The organism is Streptococcus suis (assembly GCF_002960445.1).
Classification (GTDB): domain Bacteria; phylum Bacillota; class Bacilli; order Lactobacillales; family Streptococcaceae; genus Streptococcus; species Streptococcus hyiners.
On sequence record NZ_POJD01000142.1, the window covers coordinates 423710 to 448118 of the forward strand.

General features: G+C 42.4%; 19 protein-coding genes. 1 reads left to right on the plus strand and 18 read right to left on the minus strand.

The annotated features are described in order from the left end of the window. Window positions 1-51: 51 nt before the first annotated feature. The 6 genes from C1G53_RS05930 to C1G53_RS05960 form a co-directional block, all read right to left on the minus strand. Window positions 52-1443: an FRG domain-containing protein gene (locus tag C1G53_RS05930; protein WP_105118047.1), complete on the minus strand. Its 1392-nt coding sequence runs from the start codon at window positions 1441-1443 to the stop codon at window positions 52-54. Window positions 1444-1447: 4 nt separating this feature from the next. Next, window positions 1448-3367 carry a site-specific DNA-methyltransferase gene (locus C1G53_RS05935; protein WP_105118048.1) on the minus strand — a complete coding sequence of 640 codons (1920 nt, stop codon included), beginning with the start codon at window positions 3365-3367 and terminating at the stop codon, window positions 1448-1450. Window positions 3368-3627: 260 nt separating this feature from the next. Further along, window positions 3628-3720 carry a putative holin-like toxin gene (locus tag C1G53_RS13670; RefSeq protein ID WP_221622108.1) on the minus strand — a complete coding sequence of 31 codons (93 nt, stop codon included), beginning with the start codon at window positions 3718-3720 and terminating at the stop codon, window positions 3628-3630. A 370-nt stretch (window positions 3721-4090) separates the two neighbouring features. Then, window positions 4091-4801, minus strand: a complete 711-nt coding sequence (locus tag C1G53_RS05950) for a DUF4391 domain-containing protein (protein WP_105118050.1) — start codon at window positions 4799-4801, stop codon at window positions 4091-4093. 1 nt (window position 4802) lies between these two features. Further along, a complete protein-coding gene (locus C1G53_RS05955) occupies window positions 4803-8039 on the minus strand; it encodes a helicase-related protein (protein ID WP_105118051.1) in 3237 nt (1078 codons plus the stop codon). A gap of 57 nt (window positions 8040-8096) precedes the next feature. Next, on the minus strand, window positions 8097-8708 hold the full coding sequence (locus C1G53_RS05960) for a DUF3885 domain-containing protein (protein WP_105118052.1): 612 nt from the start codon (window positions 8706-8708) through the stop codon (window positions 8097-8099). 113 nt (window positions 8709-8821) lie between these two features. Between C1G53_RS05960 and C1G53_RS05965 the strand changes: the two genes are divergently transcribed. Further along, window positions 8822-9697, plus strand: coding sequence for a CPBP family intramembrane glutamic endopeptidase (locus tag C1G53_RS05965; protein ID WP_105118053.1), 876 nt, complete (start codon window positions 8822-8824; stop codon window positions 9695-9697). 17 nt (window positions 9698-9714) lie between these two features. On the opposite strand, the gene C1G53_RS05970 is transcribed toward C1G53_RS05965, so the two are convergent. The 12 genes from C1G53_RS05970 to uxaC all read right to left on the minus strand — a co-directional run bounded on the left by C1G53_RS05970 (window position 9715) and on the right by uxaC (window position 24408). Next, window positions 9715-10554 (minus strand): DUF975 family protein, encoded by an 840-nt coding sequence (locus tag C1G53_RS05970; RefSeq protein ID WP_105118054.1) that lies wholly within the window; start codon window positions 10552-10554, stop codon window positions 9715-9717. A 56-nt stretch (window positions 10555-10610) separates the two neighbouring features. Continuing rightward, window positions 10611-11504 carry a DUF975 family protein gene (locus C1G53_RS05975; RefSeq protein ID WP_105118055.1) on the minus strand — a complete coding sequence of 298 codons (894 nt, stop codon included), beginning with the start codon at window positions 11502-11504 and terminating at the stop codon, window positions 10611-10613. Window positions 11505-11721: 217 nt separating this feature from the next. Further along, window positions 11722-11988: a DUF2087 domain-containing protein gene (locus C1G53_RS05980; protein WP_105118056.1), complete on the minus strand. Its 267-nt coding sequence runs from the start codon at window positions 11986-11988 to the stop codon at window positions 11722-11724. Between the two features lie 54 nt (window positions 11989-12042). Next, entirely contained in the window at window positions 12043-14442 is a 2400-nt protein-coding gene (gene pheT, locus C1G53_RS05985; protein ID WP_105118057.1) for a phenylalanine--tRNA ligase subunit beta, read from the minus strand. A 1-nt stretch (window position 14443) separates the two neighbouring features. Next, entirely contained in the window at window positions 14444-14965 is a 522-nt protein-coding gene (locus C1G53_RS05990; protein WP_105118058.1) for a GNAT family N-acetyltransferase, read from the minus strand. Window positions 14966-15178: 213 nt separating this feature from the next. Then, the gene (gene pheS, locus C1G53_RS05995) at window positions 15179-16222 is read right to left on the minus strand and encodes a phenylalanine--tRNA ligase subunit alpha (RefSeq protein WP_044677533.1); all 1044 of its coding nucleotides are present in this window, start codon (window positions 16220-16222) and stop codon (window positions 15179-15181) included. Window positions 16223-16678: 456 nt separating this feature from the next. Continuing rightward, complete coding sequence (locus C1G53_RS06000) at window positions 16679-18403, minus strand: glycoside hydrolase family 3 protein (protein WP_105118059.1); 1725 nt, start codon at window positions 18401-18403, stop codon at window positions 16679-16681. A gap of 10 nt (window positions 18404-18413) precedes the next feature. Beyond that, the gene (locus tag C1G53_RS06005; protein WP_105118060.1) at window positions 18414-20204 is read right to left on the minus strand and encodes a glycoside hydrolase family 3 protein; all 1791 of its coding nucleotides are present in this window, start codon (window positions 20202-20204) and stop codon (window positions 18414-18416) included. 48 nt (window positions 20205-20252) lie between these two features. Beyond that, the gene (locus C1G53_RS06010; RefSeq protein ID WP_105118061.1) at window positions 20253-21053 is read right to left on the minus strand and encodes an HAD family hydrolase; all 801 of its coding nucleotides are present in this window, start codon (window positions 21051-21053) and stop codon (window positions 20253-20255) included. Continuing rightward, complete coding sequence (locus C1G53_RS06015) at window positions 21053-21892, minus strand: SDR family oxidoreductase (RefSeq protein WP_105118062.1); 840 nt, start codon at window positions 21890-21892, stop codon at window positions 21053-21055. Before C1G53_RS06015 ends, C1G53_RS06010 begins: the two co-directional genes overlap by 1 nt. A 1-nt stretch (window position 21893) precedes the next feature. Continuing rightward, window positions 21894-22994: a mannonate dehydratase gene (locus C1G53_RS06020; protein WP_105118063.1), complete on the minus strand. Its 1101-nt coding sequence runs from the start codon at window positions 22992-22994 to the stop codon at window positions 21894-21896. Between the two features lie 13 nt (window positions 22995-23007). Then, on the minus strand, window positions 23008-24408 hold the full coding sequence (uxaC, locus tag C1G53_RS06025) for a glucuronate isomerase (RefSeq protein ID WP_105118064.1): 1401 nt from the start codon (window positions 24406-24408) through the stop codon (window positions 23008-23010). Window position 24409 lies beyond the last annotated feature (1 nt).

Here is a 24409-nt window from a genome sequence, read left to right on the forward strand (position 1 = left end):
AGCCCGTGTTCAGTTAAACCTGAACATTCCTTTCTATTTCAATTCATATTGTTAGCTATATTTTTTCACTAAATATTCAGATACCTTATCTATCTCTGGATATATGGAACCACGATGGATATCAAATAATTCAAGCTGACTCAGTATATCTTCCTTTGCATGTTGTGAAATTATAAGTATCTGCCTTTTATTATGTATACTAAACCTATATTGATTTAAACTTTTAGCTGTATAAGGATTACAAGAACAGCATATAAAGGCTCCATCTTGCTTTTGAATCCGTCTGTTATCTTTTTTAACTAATACAAAATAATTTTCTTCAAAAAAACTCGGAACAACTGAATTTTGAAAACTCGGCTTTTCTAATCTAATTTTACTTACAAGTTTGTTAACTGCTGAAGATTTGGAAAATTGTTTATTATTAAAACTACCAAAATATAAATAAGTTTTTGTTGGATAATCCAAAAGTGCCATACTTGCTAAGATAGAAATTGAATCGCTTTCTGTATATTTGATATCACTTTCATTAACATCAAATACAATGACTTCGCCGTCCACATTATTTGAATCACAAACTGAAAAATATAATGCAATTAAAGGATTGGAAGTAATGTCTAAAAGTCTAGTTGGAACTCCATAATGTTGCATTGTTTTTAATTTATCAATATGGTATTTATCATCCTTGAAATAATCAGGATTTCTCAAAATCGTTTGTTCATATAGATGATGTTCATTTTTATGTAGATTAATATTTCGCTCTACACCAGATTTTAATAAATAATTAATATTTGAATGTCCCCTGTAAAACAATTTTTTACCAGAAAAAGTTTTTCCAGTCCCTCTGCCATTGTTATTATAAAAATTATTTGATGAATCTTCACTAGGCTTCATTTTATTTAATGCAGCAATAAAGTCACCGAAATTATTAATAAAATTCAATTGAACATTACCTTTTATTAGGTACCCATTTTGTATTCCAACTTCTAAATCTTCAAAACTCCATTTTCTTGGACTCTCCTCATTTTCACTATTATTCATCGAAAATAATTGACCAAATTCAGTCCGTAAACTTACCATCAATTGACGTAAAAATTCAAGGTAAGAGTCCCCTAAAACTAAACTGAATAGAGTACTTAATGCTAATTGACTTTCATTGTTTAATTTATCCTGTCTATCAATAAATTTTTCCAATAATTGAGAAAATCTATCACCTTCAATTTTTTCTAGCTCTTTTTTAGACTTTTTTAAAATAATCTTTAAATTGGGATCCACATTCTCACTATTAACAAAACTAGTTTTTCCTGTATTCAGACTATTAGAAATAGAGACATAGCCATCCGAGAAAAATTTATTATAAAATAAATCAAAAAAAGCAACTTTTAATGTTTCGGAGTGCTTTATTACATCAATCAACTGGATAAAGCTTTTTTCATTCGACCACATCACCCTACACCACCTTCACTTTGGTATTTGGGGCTTCTTCTTTGAAGATTTGACCAAGGTTGATTTTGGCTGCGGAGTTGGCGAAAGATTCGTCCTTGAAGACTGCACGGAGAGGTTCTACTTTAGCAATTTGGCGGAGGACGTTTTCTGAAATCTCATCTGCAAAGCAGGCAATCAAGGCACCGTCTGCTACATTATAGGCATCTATCCCATCAATCTGAGTTTTCGCGATTGGTAGAGATAATTCCATCCCCCAGGTCAGCATAATCTGGAAGAGGAGGTCAAGGTCTGTCCGACCATCTTTGATGTTTGAAACACTATCAAAAAGACTTTCTTGGCTAAAGCTGTCTGGTGTTTGGCTGACATCCTTGAAGTTTGAACTGTCTAGCTTATAAGCTCTAAAACCAAAGTCTTGCTTGCCGACGGTTTCAGGATGTTCTTCCTGAATCTTTTTAGCAGCCCGACGAATCCGCTCACGAGAAATCTGGTCAATGGTTTGATAGCCAGCCTCCTTGGCAGCTGACTTGTCTGCCACTTGTTCATCCAACGTACAAAGAATGTACTTACGGTTGCCACCGTCTTCAGCATTCAACTGCATAACCGCATCAGCCGTGGTGGCGGAGCCGGCGAAGAAGTCGAGGACTGTTGAATGGCTTCTTGTTGATATTTGTAGAAGACGTTTAAGCAGAAGTGTCGGCTTAGAGTAATCAAAAATTCCTCTACTTCCCATCAAATCATCTAATTGCCTCTTTGACATCGAGGTATCCCCTGCAAACTGTCTACTAAAAATTGTAATAGGAACCAAGCCATCCTGTGTATCTGACAAAAAACGTTTTATCATTGGATAGCTATCACCTTCTCCCCAATAAATCTCATCATTTGCTATCTTCGCCTTTATAGTTTCTTCACTAAATCTCCAATAGCTCCCTTGTGGCTTAGATAAGATCACACCATTTGGCTTTGTAATCGTATAATCTGCATTGTATTCATTATGCGCAGTAATAGGATCTAATTTCCATGGCCCTTTAGGATGATTATCAGGGTTTTTATAAGCACTTTCACCTTCACGTGGCAGTAATACTCTATCCCAATTTTCCTTATTTTTGGCAATTGCAATAATATGTTCATGGCTAGTTGAAAAATATTTTGATGAATTTTTACGAGTATGAACTTTTTCCCAAACAATATTCGCTAAAAAGTTTCCTTCCCCAAATATCTCATCACAGATGGCTTTGAGGTTGGCTTGTTCGTTGTCGTCAATGGAGATAAAGATAACGCCACTGTCTTTGAGAAGGTTTCGGGCAAGGACTAGGCGAGGGTACATCATATTGAGCCAGTCAGAGTGATAGCGGGCGGAGGATTTTTCATTCTTGGTCAAGCCCACCCGTTGCAAACCATTCTCATCTCGTAGGTCCATTTCATCTGCCAGTTCTTCCTCGCTCATCTGGAATTTATCTGAGTAGACAAAATCCTTGCCTGTATTGTAAGGTGGATCAATGTAAATCATATCAATCTTGCCCAGATAAGACTCCTGCAAGACCTTGAGGACTTCCAAGTTGTCCCCTGTAATAAAGACATTTTCAGACTTGTCAAAGTCAACACTTTCCTCAAGATCTGGGCGGAGGGTCTGGGTCGTCGGTTTACCTGCCTCCGCAATCGCTCCGCGTTTGCCGACCCAGGTAAACTCATAAGACTCCCGCCCCTCAACAATCTCTCTTGAAAGGAATTGGCGTAGCTTGTCAAAGTCAATGGCTGGACGCAACCTGCCATTTTCATCGCTACTTTCTGTTAGAACCTCAGGAAAAAGCTGACCAATTTTTGTAATGTTGTCTGATAAAATATCTTTTGAAGTTAGGTCTAGCTTTTCAACTTGAGTGTAGTCTCCAAGCTTTTGCTGTGCTGTGCTGTGCTGTGCTGTGCTCATGGTAATCTCCTTTTCTTAGGCTGTCAAGCCTTTTTTGATGATGTAGATAAAAAATTGTCAAACGATTTTAGTTTGTGATATAATAAGGGTGAAAAAGGGATTGAGCGCCAACTCAATCCCAGTATCGTTTCCTTCCGTTTTCGAGAAACGACCTCAAACAGTCTCCCAGACTGTCTGAGCATTTTAAAGACGGGACGAATGAAGATTACAGTCAACCTGCTAGTTCACTCGGTCAAAGTTTCGTAGCGGTTGGCTGTCTTTTATTTTTTACGATTGTTAAAAATAAATGTCAGTAGCACGATTAGTAACGTGCCAAACTGAAACATCAGCCCAAGGGCCTCTGCGACAGACATTAGTTAGAGTAAAATCAATTGAGATGCTGATTGTCTTTGGCATCGACATGAGATTTTTGAAACAATACTTTTCAAAAATCGAATTAGTGCAACTTTTAGCCAAAATGACTAGATTTTGGCGTTTTTTGATGAGAAAGTTTTACTTTCCATCAAAAATGAAGTTGCCACCTCCCAAAATAGATTTCCGCCCCGCTTTTGGAACTTTTCTACTGTTCTATTATACCATATCGTCCACAGAATTTACTGTGGATTTTTTTGAACCTGTATTCACTTGTGAAGTGCTTTCATATAAGTAATAGTTTTTAGCTAATCCAGGCAGTTTTTTGAAGAAATACTGGCTGTATGTTGAAAAAAACGAACGATGAATAGCTTAAAAACTAGCCTTAGATGAAGGTGCTGAACTGTGAATGCTGGTTCTCAACTGTTGGATTTCTTCTTCTAGGGCCTTGTAGGCCTTTCGAAGCTCCATTTGTTTGCGCATGGCTTTTTCGGCAAACATCTTTTTCTTGAGCTGGGCTGCTTGCTTTTCCATTGCTGCTAAGCGTTCCGTCTGCTCAATCTGGTCTTTGATAGAAGCTCCGCCTCCGACCAGTTCTTCTTCCCCCGCTTGTTTGACCAAGTTTTCATAAAACTGGTCCAAGTCCCTTTCTTGGTAGGTCAATGCCAGAGGTTTGTCTGTTTGAAAGTGACGAACAATCTTAAAATTTCGTCCCTCTCTCGATTGCGCCAGCTTTTCCTTAAAATGAATCAAATACTGGCTAGTCCCGTCTGGAAATACCAGATGAAAGAGGGTGTAAAATCCCAGATAAGTGTCCAGCTCTGCTAGTAAGTGCGGGTCTAGTTGCTGACTCAAGAGGTCAATCCGAAGGACGATGATTTGCTGAATGGTCTTGCCCGCTGGAATGGGGAGGGTCTTGGAATCTAGTTGATGGGTAGCGGTAATCTGGCCGATTTGTTGCCGTAGGAGCTGCTTATCAGCTGTAGACAAGCCAAAATTATCTAGAAAGTCCTTGTTGCCTTTTTGATAAGGCTTGTAGAGGACTTTGGGTCTTGGAATCTGAGTCGATGGTAAAAATGGCATCTTAGTCTTCTCCTTTCAAAACGGCAAAGAAGGCCATTAGTTCAAAATCATCACTTCCGTCCACTCCGCTATCCATAAAGTCAATGGTATCTGACGTGAAGAGGGACTCATTGAAGGTCTCCTCATCGCTCTCCACGAGATTTTCAAGACTTCTTTGCAAGAGGTCGGAGTAATGCTCCATTTTGGCACCATCATCAGTGGCACGATTGTAGGTTGCCACCAAATCTTTCTCAGGCTGATTTTTGCCCTTGGTAATCATGCGTAGGTGCTCCAGCAATGCCTTGGTATCTGCAATGGAGTAGACCGTTTCTCCCTGGTCACTGATATAGACCAGATAGTAGGGATGAAGACGATTTTTCTTACTGAGATGGGTCTGGTGGGCAATATTCTTCAAGAGGAAGATGGCTCCAGCTGGTTGACCTTGCCCTGCCTGCACCACTGCTTGAAGACCTTTAGGTATAGCTTCTAACTCTGGGTGTTTGGCTAAATAGCTGAGCAGGTCCATACGGTAGTCTTCCAAACCTAGATCCATAATGGAAATCCCCTCATTCATATCTTCCAAATCAACGACCTCTGTCTGGAGGCGTTCGAGCTGTTTCTTCCGATAATTATTGTCCTCGATTTCCTCGTTGGTCAAGACATTGTCATCAGCCGTTGAAGTCAGAACTGAGATTTTCATTCTGGATTCCACACGCGCCTTGAGATCGATATAAGTATCCAAAGCGATGTTGGGCCAAAAATTGACCAGCTGGATGTATTTGTTCTGACTACCGATACGATCTACCCGACCAAAGCGCTGGACAATACGGACAGGATTCCAGTGAATGTCATAGTTAATCATTGTATCAGCGTCTTGCAGGTTTTGACCTTCTGAGATAACATCTGTCGCAATCAAGACATCAATTTCTCGATGATCATCAGGATAAAGCAAGTCCTTCTGCTTGGATCTCGGTGAAAAATAGGTCAGAAGGGTGTTCAAATCCTTATTTTTGAGTGGCAAAGTGGTCGAAAAACCTTTTGTCCCTGAAATCTGGGCTGTATGAAGTCCATACTTATCCAAGAGATATTGGCTAATATTTTTATAAAGATAGTCTGTTGTCGTCGCAAAGGCGGAGAAGATAATCACTTTCTTGTTATCTGGATTGATTGGCTGTGCCAATTTGTCATCAATCAAGTTAAACAAGGTCTGTAATTTCTGATCTTCCTGTGGGGTGATTAAATTGACCAGGTCTTCTAATTCTCTCAACACTATTTGGTCAGCTTGTAAATCCCTCTTCCAGGATAAATAGTCCATATCAGCTAGCTTTATAGGGAATTTCTTTCCAACAAAGAAATCGGTATTGCTATCTTCGACATCGAAATCATCTTCAGCCAACTCTTGCAACTGAACCTTACCTTCTCCACCAGCTACTTCAAACTCCTCAATACTCTGAATCGTCTTATCTACATAGGCCTTGACCACATCAATCAGAGTGTAACGAAAGGCCTCAATAGAACTTTCCAAACGTTTCAAGAGGTTGATCATCATCAGTTTCTTAATACCCGTTTCCCGTCCAAGCTGGGTCAAACCTTGCCCTTCCGCTTTTTCATAGCGGGAACGTTTTGAGGGATGAATGAAAAGACTTGGCTGATAGATTGTTAATTGAAGTTGGTCTAACAGAGCATAAATCCGTTCATAAGTAATATCTCTTCGATTGACCGTCAAGTCTGGATAGAAGTTTTTAGGGGCCAGTCGTTCTGGAAAATCACCAATCGCATTTCTATCATAAAATTGTCGGATATGCTTACGGCTTCGTGCAATGGTCACGCTATCAAGGACTTTGAAGAAATCAAAATCAAGTCTATCTAGTAAAGCTGCTGTCGTCCGTGATTCTGCTGGTAGCTCTGCCCATTGATTATAAGCAGCCTGTGCCATACGGAAGATATCATTGATGGAGGATTTGGTATCTAATTTGGCATCAAATTGTGCCGCATCACCTTCATAGGCTAGGGCAATTTGATTTTTCAAATCATTAAAGCGGTTATTGACAGGAGTTGCAGACAGCATGAGGACTTTTGTCGGTACACCGCTTTTGATAATCCGATTCATCAAGCGGGAATAGCGATTTTCACGACCTTCTTCAATATCGGCATCAGATGATCCACCGTTTCTAAAATTGTGTGATTCATCAATGACCACCAAATCGTAGGTATCCCAACGATTTAGTGCCAAATCAATGCCATTTGATGTTCCCTTGTCACGGCTGAGGTCTGTATGGTAGAGGACATCATACTGGAGATAGCGGTCGTAAATGGGATTGTTGACATAGTCGTGACGGTACATATTCCAGTTGTGCTCCAACTTTTTGGGACAAAGAACCAAAATCCTTTTGCCTCGATAGGCATAGTAGGTCATGACAGCAAGAGCTGTAAAGGTTTTTCCTAGACCGACCGAATCCGCCAAGATACAGCCGTTGTATCGTTCTAATTTTGAAATCAGCGACTTGACCGCATCCTTTTGAAAATCATATAAGAGATTCCAAATCTTGGTTTCCTTATACTGAACATGTTCATTTGGCAGTTGGTCTTGATTGACATCTTCTAAAAATTCACTAAAGATATTATAAAGCATGACATAGTAGAGAAACTCTGGCGAATGTTCCTTATGGGCCAGGGTCAGATTTTCTAAAACTTCCTCGGTCACATCACGGAAATATTCATCATTTTCCCAGTAGTCTTCAAAGTTTCGTAGATAGGTCAAACTTTGTGGCTCTGTGTAGAGATTGCGACTGGACTTAAAAAGTGAATTTTCATAACCCAGTTCCTTACGGTCAAAGTTTTTCAGCTTGTCTACTGCGATGATTTGACCGTTGTCAATCTGAATGCCGTTGTCAATTTCTTCATGGACATTGATTGACTTAAACTGAGCCTTTCGACGCACCCAGTCGGCACATTCTCTGGCAAGCGATTTTTGGGTCAGCTCGTTCATCAATTTGAGCTCGTACTCAGCTCCAAATATAGATGATTCTCGCTGTTTCTTGGGTATAGTATATTCGCGGTATTCTTTGGCGACTTCGTTGGTCGTGAAGGTTGGACTTGTAAAAATAAATTGCAGCTCTTCAATTTGCTCGAGCTCTTCTTTTAAAGACTGATAAGCAAACATGGAAAAGGTTGCTGCAGCCATCTTAACTTTACTGCCTTTTCCTAAATGTTCTTTTAACTGATCTCCTAAGAGAACCAGTCGGTTATCAATTTCCATAAAATCTCCTTCAAATATTGATTCCAGATGTAGTATACCATCTTTAGACAAGGATTTCTATCTCTCCATCCTCCTCACCATCTCCTCCATATCATAGTCAAAAAGCAGGTCATGGCAGTCTGTAAAAAGCTGGCGACGCTTGCCCTCATCCACCACCGCAACATCCACTCCCCTATCGTCATAGCAATGATACAGAACCTTTTCCTGACTAGATAGAAAGATAAGAGAAGCAGAAAGGTAGTTAAAGCCACCATGGTCGGCCTTGATAATCTCCTTCAACAGAGCTTCCAAATCTTGGTCAGCGACCGGAAAAAGATAGCGTTCATAGACCAGCACTTCTCCCGTCCAGTCCTCCACTTCAATCAAGTCAGGCTCAGGACACTTGTCAAAGTTAAATTTCGATGTAAAATGCCAAAGGTAAGTGTCGATGTCCCTATCTTCCAGTCGAAGCAGTGAAAGAACCACATAGTCGTATGCTGAGCTAGCCCGCCCCAAAAGCTCTACCGCACGCGCATAAGCCCTATCCAGATACACTTTTCTAGGTAGCTGCTCAGCCTCATCCGCAGGACCAATCTCAAATCGGAGCGCCACAGGGGTCGCATAAAAAAATGGACCTACCAATTGGTGTTCTCCAAATTGAAAATCTGAAAGCCAATCCTGTAAATGCATGATGTATCTCCTTCTATACTTTTGTATCATTATATCACGCTTATCAAAATTCTGTCTAGTTTTCCATAGTAAAATATGATAGACTAGTACTAAACACAAACTAGGAGAAAAATATGAAAACAGCATTCATTTCAGAAAAAGCCAAATCACGCTTTAACCTCAATTTTATCCTATCGCCTATCGTGGGCATTATCTTGATGATTCTAGCGGAAATTATCGGCTATATAGTCATAATGACCTTATTTTTCAACTACATCTATGACCCATTTGTATCACTAAGTTTGGAATTATTTTCCTTTGCCTTTATCAGCCTCGCTGTTATCCTCTGGGCAAGATTTGTTGAAAAAAGTCCTTGGCTTGGGCTTGGGATGATAAAAAAAGGAGCCCTAAAAGACTTCCTACTGGGTTGGGGACTTGGAGCCGCTATGTTGACTGCCTGTGTCTTGCTCATGTGGGCCTTTGGTGTCGTGCAGTTTACTAGCTTCCATGTTTCGCCCGCCTTTCTGGGAGAATTTCTCATTCTGGTCTTGGCCTGGTCCGTTCAGGGAACGACCGAAGAATTACTCACTCGGGGCTGGATGTTTTCTTCCCTAGCTACCAAGCACAATATCCCTGTCGGTATCCTTATTTCTTCCCTCTTCTTCACCTTTCTCCACTTGGGAAATAATGCCATTTCCCTCATTCCTATCCTAGACCTGACCCTCTTTGCCATTCTGGCCTGTCTGGTCATGTTGAAAACAGGCAATCTCTGGGTGATTGGTGGTATCCATGCTGCATGGAATTGTTTCCAAGGAAATGTCTTCGCCTTTCCAGTGAGCGGTAACCAGGCTGGTCAAGCCTTTATTGCAGTAGAAACCTCTGGCCCAGACTGGTTGTCAGGCGGTGCTTTCGGTGTGGAAGGATCCGTTATCAGCCTCATCGTCCAAGGTCTTGTCATCGCCTGGTTGGTTTACGACCTCTACTTTAAAAATAAAAATACAGCTCAATAATGAAGAAAGACTGTCGGCTATTCACTAGCTGACAGTCTTTCTTTTAAATCCTGATAAAAAATAGCTCTGCTGATTTGATAATAAGGTCTGACGTAAAATGATAAAATATTGAGGGTCAGACATTCACTGATAAACCAGACAAAAAATGCCAAGTCCAAACAGAAAGCTTTCCAATAAGCTCCCTTCATCAATAGCTGACTTTCTTGAAAAACAGCTCTAGGCTGATGGTAGCGGTCCTCTGCTAGTTGGTCATATAAAACAAATACGGTCTGGGAGAATCGATAATGGATAAAGAAATTGATTAGACTTCCAAGGACCAGAAGAATGAACCCTGTCTGTAAGAGTTGACTTGGATGATAAAGTGCCAGCTCTGCCATTGCCCCAGGTGATAAAATCATCAAACTATGTAAAACCACGCCGGCGATGAGATGGCCAATACCTATGCCCAGCGGTAACCCCGCTAGAAAATCAATCGAGTAATGAAAAATCAGGGTGATTAAAACTGGTTTTGTCCACTCTTTTCTAGAAAGGGACAGGCTACCCTTTAAACTGAGCTTGTCTACTTGCCCTTTGAAAAAGTCTATTAGCTGAAAGCTTGCTAGACCAAAGAGAATGTGAATGATAGCATTCAATATCGAGCTAGTGACCAGGGCCAGAGAGAGATGGGCTACCAAGCGTTCTACAACCAGACTGCTATCCTGTCTAAGCAGAAGAAAGCCTCGCAGAGCAGCAAGTAAGCCCCCGACAAGATGACAAATAGACAATACCACTACAGGCGAAAAGGCGACCGTCATGCCCTGGGTTTCCTCACGGATTAGGGTAGCTTCTGCCATCTTCTCCTTCATCCACATCATCATCCCTCCTTTCAACTCTCTACTTGTTAACTCAACTACTCACTCTACTAAAGTAAAAGCTAAACTACCGACGATGACATAAAACGATTGCTTTCTGAGAAAAGACTTTTAAAGACAAGAGGATTTTTTGCCTTCAAGTCCTCATAAAACAAGACCCTACAGGTCCAATAATATGGATAAACATGGAAAGCTAGCAATCCCAAAGTCATGAAAATACCGATAAACCAGCCCAGGAAAGATAGGTCTAGCAACAACAAACGCCATCTATTTCCTTTCATCAATTGCCAACTCTGTCTGAATAAGACCAAAGGTGAGGAATAGGTCCCAATTTCCAGATGGTCATAGAGTAGAAATTCGACCAGACTAAAACTATAGCCAATAAAACTGGTCACTAAGCCACCTATGATGAGCAAGGCTAGCCCTAATTGCATACTACTAGAATGAAATAAGGCACCGATGTCTGGTAGTAGTCCAAAATAGATAGCTCCTAAAGCTCCCTCATCTAACAGCGCCCAAGTAATCAAGCTGGTTCCAATCAAAATCAGTAGACTGCACACAAAGAGCAAGGCTCTTCGAATGACAACCGTTAAAACCAGCGGGAAGATATTCTTCTCATCCAGTCGGTTAAAACAATCCATGAAAGTCAGACGGCAACCTTCTTTTCGAACAAGTCGTATGAGCTGAAAACAAGCGGTGATTATCAGGCATTCTATAGCCAGATTAAAAAATATGCTTGGTGGAGATAGGTGGATTTGAAAGCTACGAACACTTCCAAATTCCTCAACCGTTTTGTTAAAAATAGGGATACCAGCCCAACCATAAGCAAGCTTCAAGTAAGATGTAACCAGAGTAGAGAGGAAAGAAATCAAAATGGGGGGCATAAACAAGAAAATCATCCCATCTGTTGTTCTTCTAATATCTCTTGCTTTCGCACGAATATCACTATTTAGCATAGATTACCCCTTTCGTTTAGCCTTCGGGTCTAAGACCAGCAAGGAAAAATCTCCTTGAGTTGATACCTACTATTGATAAACTAGCCTTTAATTATATATATTATACTATTTTGTACAAGAAATTTCTATAAATTCTATAAAAAAATTGCAAAAAATCCTAGTCTGAAAACTAGGATTTGATAAAATCAGATTACCATCCTTTCTCTACTCGATGACATCAGTTCTGTTCTTCTATTCTGTATTCCAAACCATACTGGTCACGCGATAGGTAGCCATAATCTACCAAGTAACGTCTTAAAATAGCATAATCATCATAGATCTCAGCTAGAAAGGCATTGACATCTTTTTCTGTAAATGTCGATCCCTTCTTAGCCAATTCCTCCTGCAAGTAGGCAAACAAGACCTGCTTACTTTTTAATTTCTTCGGAATGACAAGCAACTTTCCATCTCGGAAAAATTTTTCGTGAATATCTTGAGTGTTCATATTTCCCTCCAAAAAATCCTAGCCCGCTGACTAGGATTTCACAAAATTTATAGTTTATCGGATTTCAGCTCCAAGTGTTTCGAGCGACTTACTGATTTTCTCCATATACTTAGCCACTTCCTCATCCGTCAGGCTATCCGCAGGATTTTGGAAGGTCAGGTTATAAGCCATAGACTTCTTGCCAGCCTCAATATTGCTGCCAGCATAGACGTCAAAGAGGGTAACCCTGGTCAAGCGTTTCACGCCCGCACCAGCAATGGCATCCAGGACATCCTGATGTTTGACATCACTGCTCAAGAGCAGGGCAATATCACGGCTAACTGCTGGGAATTTAGAGATTTCGGCAAATGGCTGAGCAGGCTGGAGAGCTTGCTCAATCGCATCCAGATTGATTTCAGCCACGTAAGTTTCAGGAATACCGTAGTCCTTAGCCGTTTGAGGATGTACCTGACCGACAAAGCCGATCACAGCCTCATTCAAATGGATTTCAGCTGTACGACCTGGGTGCAAGGCCGCAATCTCACTAGTCGCCACAAAGTCAACAGCCAACTTGTAATGAGCAAAGATTGCTTCCAAGATACCTTTAGCATGGAAGAAATCAACGGGTACTGCTGGTGTTTGGAAGTCTTTCTCAGCTACCAAACCAGTCAAGACAAGGGCAAACTTGTTGATTTCTTGTGGTAGGTCCTCTTTTGGATTGCCAGACTGTTCAAAGATTTTACCGATTTCGTAGAGGGCCAAGTTCTTGTTCTTACGAGCCACGTTGTAGGCAAGAGTTTCCAGCATACCAGACACCATGTTCTGACGAAGGGCAGAGCGGTCAACGGTCATTGGCCACATGAGTTCGGTGACTGTGGTTGGACGTGCTGCAAACTCCACAGCCTTTTCAGGTGTTGTCAAGGCGTAGGAAATGATTTCTGTCAGGCCTGCACCTTCTGCCAGGCTACGAACTTGGCGACGGATGCTCTGGGTCAGGGTCAACTCACCTGCTGTTCCGTCCTCTTTCGGAAGAGTGGTCGGCAGATTATTGTAGCCATAAATACGAGCAATTTCTTCTACCAAGTCTGCTGGAATGCGAATGTCCCAACGGCGACGTGGTACTGCTACTGTGAACTGAGTTGCATCGCCAGTTGTTTCCATACCTAAACGACGGAAAATGTCTGCGATTTGAGCATAGTCGAGGTTGGTCCCGAGCGAGCGGTTAACGTAGTCAATGGTCGCTGTGACTGGGACGTCCGAAGTGTCCACGCTGCCCGCAGAAACGATGCCAGACAAGACCTGACCGCCAGCCAGTTCCGCAATCATAGCAGCTGCCGTGTCCATAGCCTCCGTCAAGGTCGCTACGTTGATGCCTTTTTCAAATCGAGAAGAAGACTCAGAACGAAGGTTGAGGCGACCTGAGGTCTTGCGGATAGACTTGCCGTCAAAGAGGGCCGCTTCCAGCACGACGGTCTTAGAGCTGTTGTCAATCTCAGTATTGGCACCACCCATGACACCACCGAGGGCAACCGCCTTGTCCGCAACGGAAATGACGATGTCATCGGCAATCAAGTCACGTTCTTCGCCGTCAAGAGTTACCAAGTTCTCATCCTCTTTTGCCTGACGAGCCACGATTTTCTTGCCGTCAAACTTGTCAAAGTCAAAAGCATGCATTGGCTGACCGAAGTATAGCAAGATGTAGTTGGTGATGTCCACCACGTTGTTAAGCGGGCGAATACCTGCGTTCATGAGCAGATTTTGCAACCACTGCGGGCTCGGTGCGATGGTCACATTTTCAATGACACGAGCCGTGTAGGCAGTCACCTTGTCTGACTCAATGGCCACTTCAATCACTTCGCTGGCCTTCTTGTCGCTTTCTTCCAAGGCAACAGGCTTGAAGTTGACCTTGCTGTCATAGATAGCTGCCACTTCGTGAGCCACGCCACGCATAGAGAGAGCGTCGGCACGGTTTGGTGTGATGGACAGCTCGATAATCTCGTCGTCAAGGTCTAGGTATGAAAAGACAGGCTCACCCACGACTGCATCTTCTGGCAGGTGGTAGATACCGTCCGCATAAACTTTTGGCACAACTGAGTCGGACACGCCGATTTCGCTCAATGAGCAGAGCATACCCAAGGACTCAACGCCGCGGATTTTGCCTTTCTTAATCTTGTAGTTTCCAGCGATACGAGCTCCTGGCAGAGCGACGATCACCTTGATGCCAGGCTTGACATTTGGTGCACCGCAAACGATTTGCGTGATTTCCTCACCCACATTGACCTGACAGATATTGAGGTGGGTATCTGGAATGGACTCAGCAGACACAACCTGACCGACAACCAACTTAGAAAGGCCAGCACTCTTTTGCTCAACCCCTTCTACTTCAATTCCTGTTGTTGACATTTTTTCAGACAAGTCATGACTTGTCGCATCAAAGTCAACCAGTTCTTTTAACCATTTGTAACTTACTAACATATTATCCTTTCTGGTGCAAAGGCCGTTTCAGTAGCCAATCCACATCTATCTTATCACCGACCGCAAATTCATGCTGGCCAAATTTTTCAAATCCATATTTTGTATAGAATTGCTGAGCCTTGTAATTGTGTTCCCAAACTCCCAGCCAGACCCAGTCACAACTAGACTGCTCTGCTTTTTCCAAAGCAAATTCAAACAAGACCTTCCCAAGACCACGGCCTTGAAAAGCCTGCAAGAGATAGATACGCTGGATTTCAAAGGCATTTTCCAGCTCCTGCTCGGTCTGGGCAGAACCTTGGTTGAGCTTAAGATAGCCAGCAACCTGGTCACCAACCCTTAGGAAATAATGCTGGCAATTGGGATCCGACAACTCACGGGTCAAAACCTCCACGGAATAAGCCTCCTCGAAGAATGCTTCCAACTCCTCTGGATCATTGTCATGAGCAAAGGTTTCAGCAAAGGTCTGCTTGGCCAACTCCTGCAAAACGGAAACCTCTTCTAAACGTATAGGATCAATCTGCATCTCATTGCCTCTCATTCTAACTGGGTTAAGTAAACTGCTAAAGTAGCTACCGCTTCTCTAAATCAACAATCTACTAACTTTATCGGATTACGACGGATTTCAAGCAAAACGATATTTTTTGCTTAAAATCCTAGTAAGGTAGCTAGGAAAATCGCTTAATGGCGATTTCCGTCTACTTAAGAGCTGGCTTTGTCAGCCTTAAGTAGTGCTACGTTAGAATTGCTCCGAGAAGCGTACATCGCCTTGATAAAATCCACGAATATCGTTGATTCCGTAACGGAGCATGGCAATGCGTTCTTGACCAAGACCGAAGGCAAATCCAGAGTACTTGGTTGAGTCAATGCCACTCATTTCCAATACTTGTGGGTGGACCATACCGGCACCGAGGATTTCAATCCAACCTGTTTTCTTACATACATTACAGCCGTCACCACCGCACTTGAAGCAGGAAACATCCACCTCAACAGAAGGCTCAGTGAATGGGAAGTATGATGGACGGAGACGAATTTGACGCTCTTCACCAAACATTTTCTTGATAATCATTTCAAGCGTACCTTTGAGATCGCCCATTGATACATTTTCACCGACAACTAAGCCTTCAATCTGGTGGAACTGGTGGCTGTGAGTTGCATCGTCCGTATCACGACGGAAAACGCGGCCTGGCGAAATCATCTTCAAGGCACCTTTTGAGAAATCATGCTGGTCCATGGTCCGTGCCTGAACTGGTGATGTATGGGTCCGCATAAGAATTTCTTCAGTGATGTAGAAAGTATCCTGCATATCACGCGCTGGATGATCTTTAGGCAAATTCATGCGCTCAAAGTTGTAGTAGTCTTTTTCCACTTCAAATCCGTCAACGATTTGGAAGCCCATGCCCAAGAAAATATCTTCAATTTCCTCTGATGTTTGCGTTAAAACATGGCGTTTTCCAACCTTGACCTGACGACCCGGCAGGGTCACATCAATGGTTTCTGAAGCTAGTTGCTGTTGGATTTTTGCTGCTGCAACTTTTTGAGCGGTTTCTTCAAAGGCAGCTGTCAGCACATCACGCACCTCATTGACCTGTTTACCAACGATTGGTTTCATTTCGTTAGATAGGTCTTTTAAACCTTTCAACAAGTCAGTCAAGGACCCTTTTTTACCCAAAACTGCAACACGCAGGTCTTGTAGTTCTTTTTCTCCTTGGTGCTGGATTTCTTTTAGCTTTTCTAGTGTCGTTTGGCGCAAATCGGCCAACTGTTGTTCAATGTTTGACATAATTCCTCCAATAAAAAAACGCATGACACCACTCATATCGGAGCGTTGTCACGCGGTACCATCCGTTTTCATCTGCAAGGCAGACCTTAGTTCTATGAACCTGTATTCACAAGTAAAGTGCTTGCACATAAGAGATAGTTTTTCGCTAATCAAGGCAGTTTTTTGAGGGAATACTGACTGTATTTTGAAAAAAACTAACGATGAGTAGCTGAAAAACTAGCCTTAGATGGAAGTGCTGAACTGTGAATACAGGTTCTAAGTCCTTGCGTGAGTGAATTCGACCAACTTTCACTGATTGAGCTTGCAGTCACGGCTCAACTCCCTGGACAGTTTCCATAGGTGTACTAGTCTCACAGACTTCTATTCAATTAAGAATATTCTATCAAAAATAAGAAAGTTTGGCAATAAATATCCCTAGAAAAACTCCCTCTATCTAGGATAGAAAGGAGTTTAGTTTTATAGTTTTGCCTGCCATTTATTGGCCCAAACATTCTCATTTGGCACACCATAGAAGTCATCTTTTCCTTCTAATTTATCAAGGAGGGATTCAATCGTGTTTTTATTATGATGGTAGGCATTGACAGCAGTTTTGACCATGGTAACATCGTGAAGGTGAGTTGTATAGTTTAGTGAAACGAAAATGGTTGGAACTTCATGTACATACCAAGGAACTTCATTGGACATGGCCGTTTTCCACTGGATGCGGTAATTATTCTGCGCTCCATATCCAATGACATTGGCAACAGTCAAGGCTAAATCAACTTCTTCTCGGTATTGCAGCGTTTTACCTTTGATTCGAGTCGTACCATCATTGACAGTCACTTCATAACCACGCGCTTCCAAGGCAGCTTTAAGGTTATCAACCACTTCTGTACTTGCCGCCATAATGCCTTCTTTTTCACCTTCTAGGTAATACAAACGGATTCTGCGATGGGTTTCTGGACTAATTGGAAGATTTTTCTGGGTATCCTTCAACAACGTAATTGCTTTATCTGCTGCTTCACGTTGCCAAGCCAAGTGTTCTTCACAGCCGATAATAGCCAATTCATCAGCTGATTTTAGCAAGGTTCCTTCCGCTTGCTTGATATGCAGATTGAGTTTGGCTTTCAGACCTAAAATGCGACGGAGAGCATCATGAAGGCGTTCCTCAGTAATCACTCCCTTGCGGTAGCCATTGAGCATGAATTCAAAATCTTCTTCTAAGTTATTGAAGAATAAGAACATATCACAACCCGCAGCAATAGCTGCTGGGACATAGTCTTCACGACGCATGGCTGCTGTCATACCCAACATGTGGCTGGCATCTGTTATGACCAAGCCATTGAATTCCAGTTTTTCTTTCAATAAATCTTGGATCAATTCGGGAGCCAGGGTTGCAGGCAAAATGTCTTCGTCCATCAAACTTGGATTCAGTTCTTTCTGGTAATATGGCAAGGCTATATGACCCGCCATAATCATCTCAACACCAGCTTCAATATGATGACGATAGACACGACCAAAACTCTTGTCCCATTCTTCTGGAGAGAGTTCATTGACACCGAGGACTAGGTGCTGATCACGTTCTTCTGTACCATCTCCTGGGAAATGCTTGATACATTGAATAACATCTCTTTCAGCAGTCAATCCTTCTAGATAGGCACTGGTATAAGCAATAACATCATCCGCATTTGTGCCGTAGGCTCTGGTATTGACAATGGTATTGCGCCAGTTCTGAACAATATCCACGCAAGGATCAAAGTTGACATTTACACCTAATGCAGTCTCCTCGCGCGCAGATACAAGACCTGCTAGGTAGGGAATACGAGGATCCCGACTGGCTTCAGATTGAGCGCCTGAAGAAATGTAGGTTCCGCCTTTCACAGCTCCATCTCCACCTGAGTCGCAGTTCGCTGCAACCAAGAGAGGTACTTTTGAATAGCTTTGCAACTCGTTAATCAGTCCTTGTACCTGTTCTGGACTGCCATTCATATAACGGGCACCACCTATGTGGTATCGTTTCATCAATTCCTGATTACTCAGATTATTTCCACTAAAGGCATCTCCTCCGAAGAAGAATAGATTAACAAACAGTTGACCGATTTTTTCCTCATCTGTCAGATGAGCCAAGGTATTTTCCACCCAGGCAATCTGCTCATCATTCAAACAATAGGGTTTCTTCCGCAAATCAACCAATCTAGGCATTCTTTCCTCCTTATTTTCCGCGCCAAATACGTGTATCTAGCAAACCACAGTAGGCATCAACAGGCGATACTCCTGTAAAGGCTGACTCTCCTGCTAGTTTAGCAACCAAGGCTTCTAAAGTGACAGGCAAGCCATCGTAGGCATTGATATAGGTTGCAACCTGTGGCATATCTGCAAGTGCAAATGGGTGCTGAACTGAAACAACAATGGTTGGAATTTCGTGAACATAGAAAGGCTGGTCTGGTGTTCCCTTGGCAGCTGGCCAAATAATCCGCTGAGTTGTTCCTCCTGAGTTGACATCGACTAAATTGATAATCAAATCATAGTTATCTGTGATTTCGGCAATTGGACGCTTGGAAGCATAGACATTTGCAATCGCTGCTGGTCTTTCTTCTTCTGGCAATTTGGCAATCCGTGCTTCTGTATTTTCCCAGATAGATACTTGGTGACCTCGAGCTTCTAATAGTTCTTTCAGCGTATCGGCTGCTCTCTTCTTGCCAGCATTGATCATGGCGCCAAAACCACCCTTATAGCCATCTACTTCTACCAACAAAATCCGTTTGTAGCGTTCTGGATTGACGGGGAAAATTCCTTCTTGTTTGGCTTTTACCAAGGTAATCGCCTTGTCAGCTACTTCTTTTGCAAGCTGTTTCGCCTCATCTCTACCAATCAAAGCCAGTGCTTCTTCTTTTGGCAACATGATTTCCTGACGACGACCTTCAAACAAGTGAAGACCGAGTTTAGCTTTCAAGCCCAAGGTACGACGAAGAGCATCATGGAGGCGTTCCTCAGAAAGCAGACCATTTTCCAATCCTTCTTTCATCCATTGTAAATCTTCTTCTGGATCGTTGAAGAAAAGGAAAAGGTCACAACCTGCCTCAATAGCTGTAGGCAATAGCTCACGACGTGGCATAGAGGCTGTCATACCGATCATGTGACTGGCATCCGTTACAATGGCACCATTGTAACCTAACTCTCCACGAAGCAATTCATCCAAGAGGGTTTTATTCAGCGAAGCTGGCAACATGTCATCCAATTCACGTTCTGGATGCATTTCTTTCTCAACATTTGGCAAATGAATATGTCCAGCCATGATACCTGGAAGACCTGCGTCAGCCATTTCACCGTAAATCCGTCCAAATGTTTCCATCCATTCAGACTTGGTCATGGGATTCGAAGCAAAAGAGAGATGATGGTCACGTTCATCTATACCATCTCCAGGAAAATGCTTAGCAAACGGTACAATGCCATGTTCCATAATGCCTCGCATGTATTCTTTGGATAATTCAATGACTTGGTCTACATTAGCTCCCCAAGTTCGGTTTGCAATGATTGGATTTCGCCAATTACGGCTGAGGTCCATAATCGGTGCAAAGGAGGCATTGCAGCCTACCGCAGCTGCTTCAAGTCCTGCAACTTTCCCCATTTCATAAGCATAGCGAGGTTCGGCTGTCGCAGCAATCTTGATTTCATCCCCAATTTTCGTTCCGTCCGTAACAGCGCCATTCCCACCAGATTCGGTATTGGCTGCAATCAAGAGAGGAATTTTAGACTTGGTCTGTAAAATATAGTTTTGCTCCCAAATATCTGCAGCAGGTCCAGGATTGTAACGAACAGCAGCAATCTTATAATCATTTAATACTCCAGTCAGATATTCTTCTGTCCGCTGGCTACCCATATTAACAAAGAGATGACCGATTTTTTCATCCAAGGTCATCTGAGCAATAGTTTCTTCAATCCAAGAAATAGCCTCTTCATCAAGGCTGTAAGGTCTCTTCCGTAAATCTACTAAATGTGTCATGTTTGCCTCCAAAAAAGCTAGAGGGCATAGCGCCTCTAGCCCTTCTCTCTAGTCGTCTAAATTATTCCAAAATGCCTGTATCAATTCTGTTTCTCTCTCACCTGTGAATGCTTGATGAACAAAGTCATCTGCAATCGTTTCTGTCAAATCTGCCCAAGATTGCATCTCTTGTCCTACTAAAATAGGATAGAAGTGGACATTATTGAGTTCCGCCGCCTTCAAATCACCTGGCGAGTCACCAATCATTATAATCTTATCCGGACAATACCCTTCCTCTATTAACAGTTTGATGACATCTTCTTTCTTGCCACGGTCTTGACAGTACAATTCTGTAACAAAGTCCATCAACCCCTGGTCTGTCCACTCTTCTTCTACTGCTTCTTTATTAGCAGAAGAAACCACGTAGACTTTTCCTAACTGGCTCAATTTTTCCAAGCCCTTGTGAACTCCGATGAAGGCTAAAACAGGACCACTATACTTCTTAATGGCTTGATTGACTTGAGTGGACCATTTTAAGGCTAATTCCAAGTCTTTTGATGGTTGCTCCTCTATCAACTTTTCTAGAGAAGCATTTGACAAAGAATCTGTTGTAGCAACCCAATTTTTCAAGTTGTCTATACCAGTCACACCTGCAAATTCTAGGCCTTTTACTAAGCCAACAAAACGGTTAATGCCACGTTCTCGTGAGTAGAGATTGACTCGGTTCCATTCAGTTAAAAATGGTTTTTTATCTTCAACACCAAAAACTTCCGCAGCCAAGGGGCCGAAAAAGAGTTTATGTTTGTAGGTCATGGTGTCCATGGCGCAGCCATCAGAGTCCACACAAAATACGTAATCCGTTTTCATCATCAAACTCCTGAATAGGCTGAGAATCCACCGTCAATCGGTAAAACAACACCGTTGACAAAACTTGCCAAATTCTCGTCTGCCAAGAAGAAGACTCCGCCGACTAGCTCTTCCGCTTCACCAAACCGCCCCATTGGTGTATTGGTCAAAATCTTGTTGGCACGTGCGGTCGGTTGACCCGACTCGTCAAACAGCAAACCACGGTTTTGGTTGGTAACCAAGAATCCAGGCGCAATCGCATTACAACGGATGCCAACTTTTGAAAAATGGACTGCTAACCATTGGGTAAAATTACTAATAGCAGCCTTGGCACCTGAATAGGCTGGAATTTTTGTCAAAGGAGTAAAGGCATTCATGCTGGAAATATTGATAATATTGGCACCTGGACGACCAAGCATATCCTGCGCAAAAACCTGCGTTGGCAATAAGGTTCCAAGATAATTCAAATTGAATACAAAGTTGATACCTGCCTCATCCAAGTCGAAGAAAGTCTTGGTCTCAGCTGGCAGACCAATCTCATGGAATTCATTGTCCGTTGTCGCTTTTGGATTATTGCCTCCAGCACCATTGATTAAAATATCTACAGAGCCAAAATCTGCTAGGACTTGCTGGCGAACTTCTTCCAAATTTTCCTTAGAAAGAACGTTAGATTTGTAAGCTTTTGCAACACCACCTACTGCTTCAATCTCATCAACGAATACCTGAGCCGCAGCCTCATTCAAGTCTAAAAGCGCAACCTTTGCACCTGCCTTGGCAAATTCTTTTGCCAAATAGCCACAGAGAATGCCACCTGCTCCTGTAATAACAACAACCTTATCCTTAAATTCAATAACACGTGACATATTAGCTCTCCTTATTTCCAACTGTTTTGACTGTAATTCCAAAATCTGGTGTCTTGCCTGCTGCTCGCATATTGGCTTCATAGAGACCGTTAAAGTAGGTTGCCCCAAGGGCTCGGTCATACAGACCATAACCAGGTGTCTTGGTTTGATCTCCCCAGATACGGCGGCCGTGGTCTGGACGTAAGGCTCCAGCCCAGTCATAGTCCACCAATAATTTAACAACAGCATTCATATCAATGTCACCAGCTTGTGACAAATGTGCAGTTTCTTGGAATCCCCAAGCACCTGCCGTCACATTGCGCGTATGCATAAAATTGATACGATTGCGTTTGAGAGCATATTCCGTCATGGCAAGGACATCATTTTTCGGATCAGAAGCATAGGATCCTACACACATGGTAATTCCATTGTGTTCTGAATCATAGAGATTCAAAAATCGTTCAACGGCTTCTTGACCAGTAATAATACGTGGCAATCCGAAAATTCCATACGGAGGATCATCAGGGTGAATAGCCATTTTGACTCCAGATTCCTCAGCCGTTGGTAGAATCGCTTTGATAAAATACTCCAAATTCGCCCATAAATCTTCTTCAGAGATATTCTGACGATAATTTTCAATAATCGCCTTCATTTCTTCCTTGGAGTAGGACGAATCCCAACCCGGTAAGTTCAAATCATCCGCCACAGGATCAACACCTGCCAAATCAGATTTAAGGAAAGCTAAAGAAGTTGAACCATCTGGAAGTGGGTGGTGCAAGTCTGAACGGGTCCAGTCAAACACAGGCATGAAATTATAGCATACAACTGGAATACCTGCAGCCCCGACATTACGGATGGAAGTTTTATAGTTTTCAATTAACTCATCACGATTTGACTTCCCTTGTTTGATGTCTTCATGAACAGGAATGGATTCGATAACAGTAATTTCAAGTCCTGCCTCTTCGACCATTTTTTTCAGCTCTAGAATGTTTTCAAGGGGCCAAGCTTGACCAACAGGTACATCGTAGACTGCTGTTACGATTCCCTGCATACCAGGGATTGCTTTAATCTCTTCCAGTGTCACAGGATCTTTTTTCCCGTACCATCGAAATGACATTTTCATGATTTACTCTCCTTTATTGTTCAAAAAATTCTTTGGCATTGTAATAGGATATGGCTTCTACAAACTGGCCTAAACGATTGTAATCTTCTGGCACTTCCTCATCAACTATCCATTGACCAACATAGGTCGCTAAAATGCGTCTGAAATAATCATGCCGTTGATAAGATAAAAAGCTACGCGAATCTGTCAACATACCAACGAAATTGGCAAGCATGCCCTGTTCTGCATAAGCATTCATCTGGTCAATCATGCCCAACTTGGTATCATTGAACCACCAACCAGCACCAAATTGTAGCTGACTACGGCGCCCTTCCTCATTGGACTGGAAATTCGCCAAAGTATTGGCCAGAGCAATGTTGTAACTTGGATTGAGATTGTACCAAATCATTTTTGGAAGGGCATTTTCCTTGACCAAGTTATCTAACAAACGATTCAAATTCACAGTCAGACATGTCTGGTCTCCAATCGAATCCACACCTACATCTGCTCCAAGTTTTTCAAACAGTCCGGTATGGTTGTTCCGTAAGGCACCAAAGTGAACTTGTGTCACAAAGCCATGTTTCTTGTACAATCGGCACAATTCTCTAAAGATAGCAGTCTGCCATTTATTGATACTGGATTGACCAGCTTCTTTGCCTGCAAGTCGTGCTAGTAAAATTTCATCCAACTCTTCAAGGCTTGCTTCTTCATATGAAATAGCCGTAAAACTAATGTCACTTGCTCGGCAACCGTGTTGAGCAAAATAGGAAACACGCTGACCTAGTGCCTCTACAAAACTTGCAAAGTCTCTTACTGCTACCCCTGTTACTTCCTCCAAGCGTTTCATAAATGGAGTGAAATTTCGATGCTCGATAAAGGCTTCATCTGGGCGGAAAGTCGGTGCCACTACAGTATCTATGGTCGAGTCCTCAGCCAAGCGCTTATGCCATTCTAGTGTATCTAATGGATGGTCAGTAGTCCCAATAAAGGTCACCCTAGAATCCGCAATCAGCTTACGTGGACTAACTTGATGTTCTTGCAAATAAGCATTGAGCTGATGGTATAGTCGTTCCGCATTTTCTGCGGTCAACAATTCTTCAACACCGAAAACCTGTCGCAATTCCAAATGACTCCAATGATATAGAGGATTTCCGAAAGCCCGTTCCAAGGTTCTTGCCCAGGCCTTAAACTTATCTAGTTTACTTGCTGAACCTGTAATTTCTTCTTCTGGGATACCATTTGCCCGCATCAAGCGCCACTTATAATGGTCACCTCCCAGCCACAGATCAACAATATCTTCATAAACCTTATCTTCAAAAATTTCCTTCGGATCCAGATGACAATGGAAATCATAGATAGGAAGCTCTGCTATTTTCCCGTAAAGCTCCTTAGCAGGCTCGTTTTTTAGCATAAAGTTTTTGTCATTAAAACTCATT

Excerpts from the sequence above, each read along its gene's own strand:
- C1G53_RS05930 (WP_105118047.1), bottom strand. The coding sequence starts at position 1,443 with ATGTGGTCGAATGAAAAAAGCTTTATCCAGTTGATTGATGTAATAAAG.
- C1G53_RS05935 (WP_105118048.1), bottom strand. The coding sequence starts at position 3,367 with ATGAGCACAGCACAGCACAGCACAGCACAGCAAAAGCTTGGAGACTAC.
- C1G53_RS13670 (WP_221622108.1), bottom strand. The coding sequence starts at position 3,720 with ATGTCTGTCGCAGAGGCCCTTGGGCTGATGTTTCAGTTTGGCACGTTA.
- C1G53_RS05950 (WP_105118050.1), bottom strand. The coding sequence starts at position 4,801 with ATGCCATTTTTACCATCGACTCAGATTCCAAGACCCAAAGTCCTCTAC.
- C1G53_RS05955 (WP_105118051.1), bottom strand. The coding sequence starts at position 8,039 with ATGGAAATTGATAACCGACTGGTTCTCTTAGGAGATCAGTTAAAAGAA.
- C1G53_RS05960 (WP_105118052.1), bottom strand. The coding sequence starts at position 8,708 with ATGCATTTACAGGATTGGCTTTCAGATTTTCAATTTGGAGAACACCAA.
- C1G53_RS05965 (WP_105118053.1), top strand. The coding sequence starts at position 8,822 with ATGAAAACAGCATTCATTTCAGAAAAAGCCAAATCACGCTTTAACCTC.
- C1G53_RS05970 (WP_105118054.1), bottom strand. The coding sequence starts at position 10,554 with ATGATGATGTGGATGAAGGAGAAGATGGCAGAAGCTACCCTAATCCGT.
- C1G53_RS05975 (WP_105118055.1), bottom strand. The coding sequence starts at position 11,504 with ATGCTAAATAGTGATATTCGTGCGAAAGCAAGAGATATTAGAAGAACA.
- C1G53_RS05980 (WP_105118056.1), bottom strand. The coding sequence starts at position 11,988 with ATGAACACTCAAGATATTCACGAAAAATTTTTCCGAGATGGAAAGTTG.
- pheT (WP_105118057.1), bottom strand. The coding sequence starts at position 14,442 with ATGTTAGTAAGTTACAAATGGTTAAAAGAACTGGTTGACTTTGATGCG.
- C1G53_RS05990 (WP_105118058.1), bottom strand. The coding sequence starts at position 14,965 with ATGCAGATTGATCCTATACGTTTAGAAGAGGTTTCCGTTTTGCAGGAG.
- pheS (WP_044677533.1), bottom strand. The coding sequence starts at position 16,222 with ATGTCAAACATTGAACAACAGTTGGCCGATTTGCGCCAAACGACACTA.
- C1G53_RS06000 (WP_105118059.1), bottom strand. The coding sequence starts at position 18,403 with ATGCCTAGATTGGTTGATTTGCGGAAGAAACCCTATTGTTTGAATGAT.
- C1G53_RS06005 (WP_105118060.1), bottom strand. The coding sequence starts at position 20,204 with ATGACACATTTAGTAGATTTACGGAAGAGACCTTACAGCCTTGATGAA.
- C1G53_RS06010 (WP_105118061.1), bottom strand. The coding sequence starts at position 21,053 with ATGATGAAAACGGATTACGTATTTTGTGTGGACTCTGATGGCTGCGCC.
- C1G53_RS06015 (WP_105118062.1), bottom strand. The coding sequence starts at position 21,892 with ATGTCACGTGTTATTGAATTTAAGGATAAGGTTGTTGTTATTACAGGA.
- C1G53_RS06020 (WP_105118063.1), bottom strand. The coding sequence starts at position 22,994 with ATGAAAATGTCATTTCGATGGTACGGGAAAAAAGATCCTGTGACACTG.
- uxaC (WP_105118064.1), bottom strand. The coding sequence starts at position 24,408 with ATGAGTTTTAATGACAAAAACTTTATGCTAAAAAACGAGCCTGCTAAG.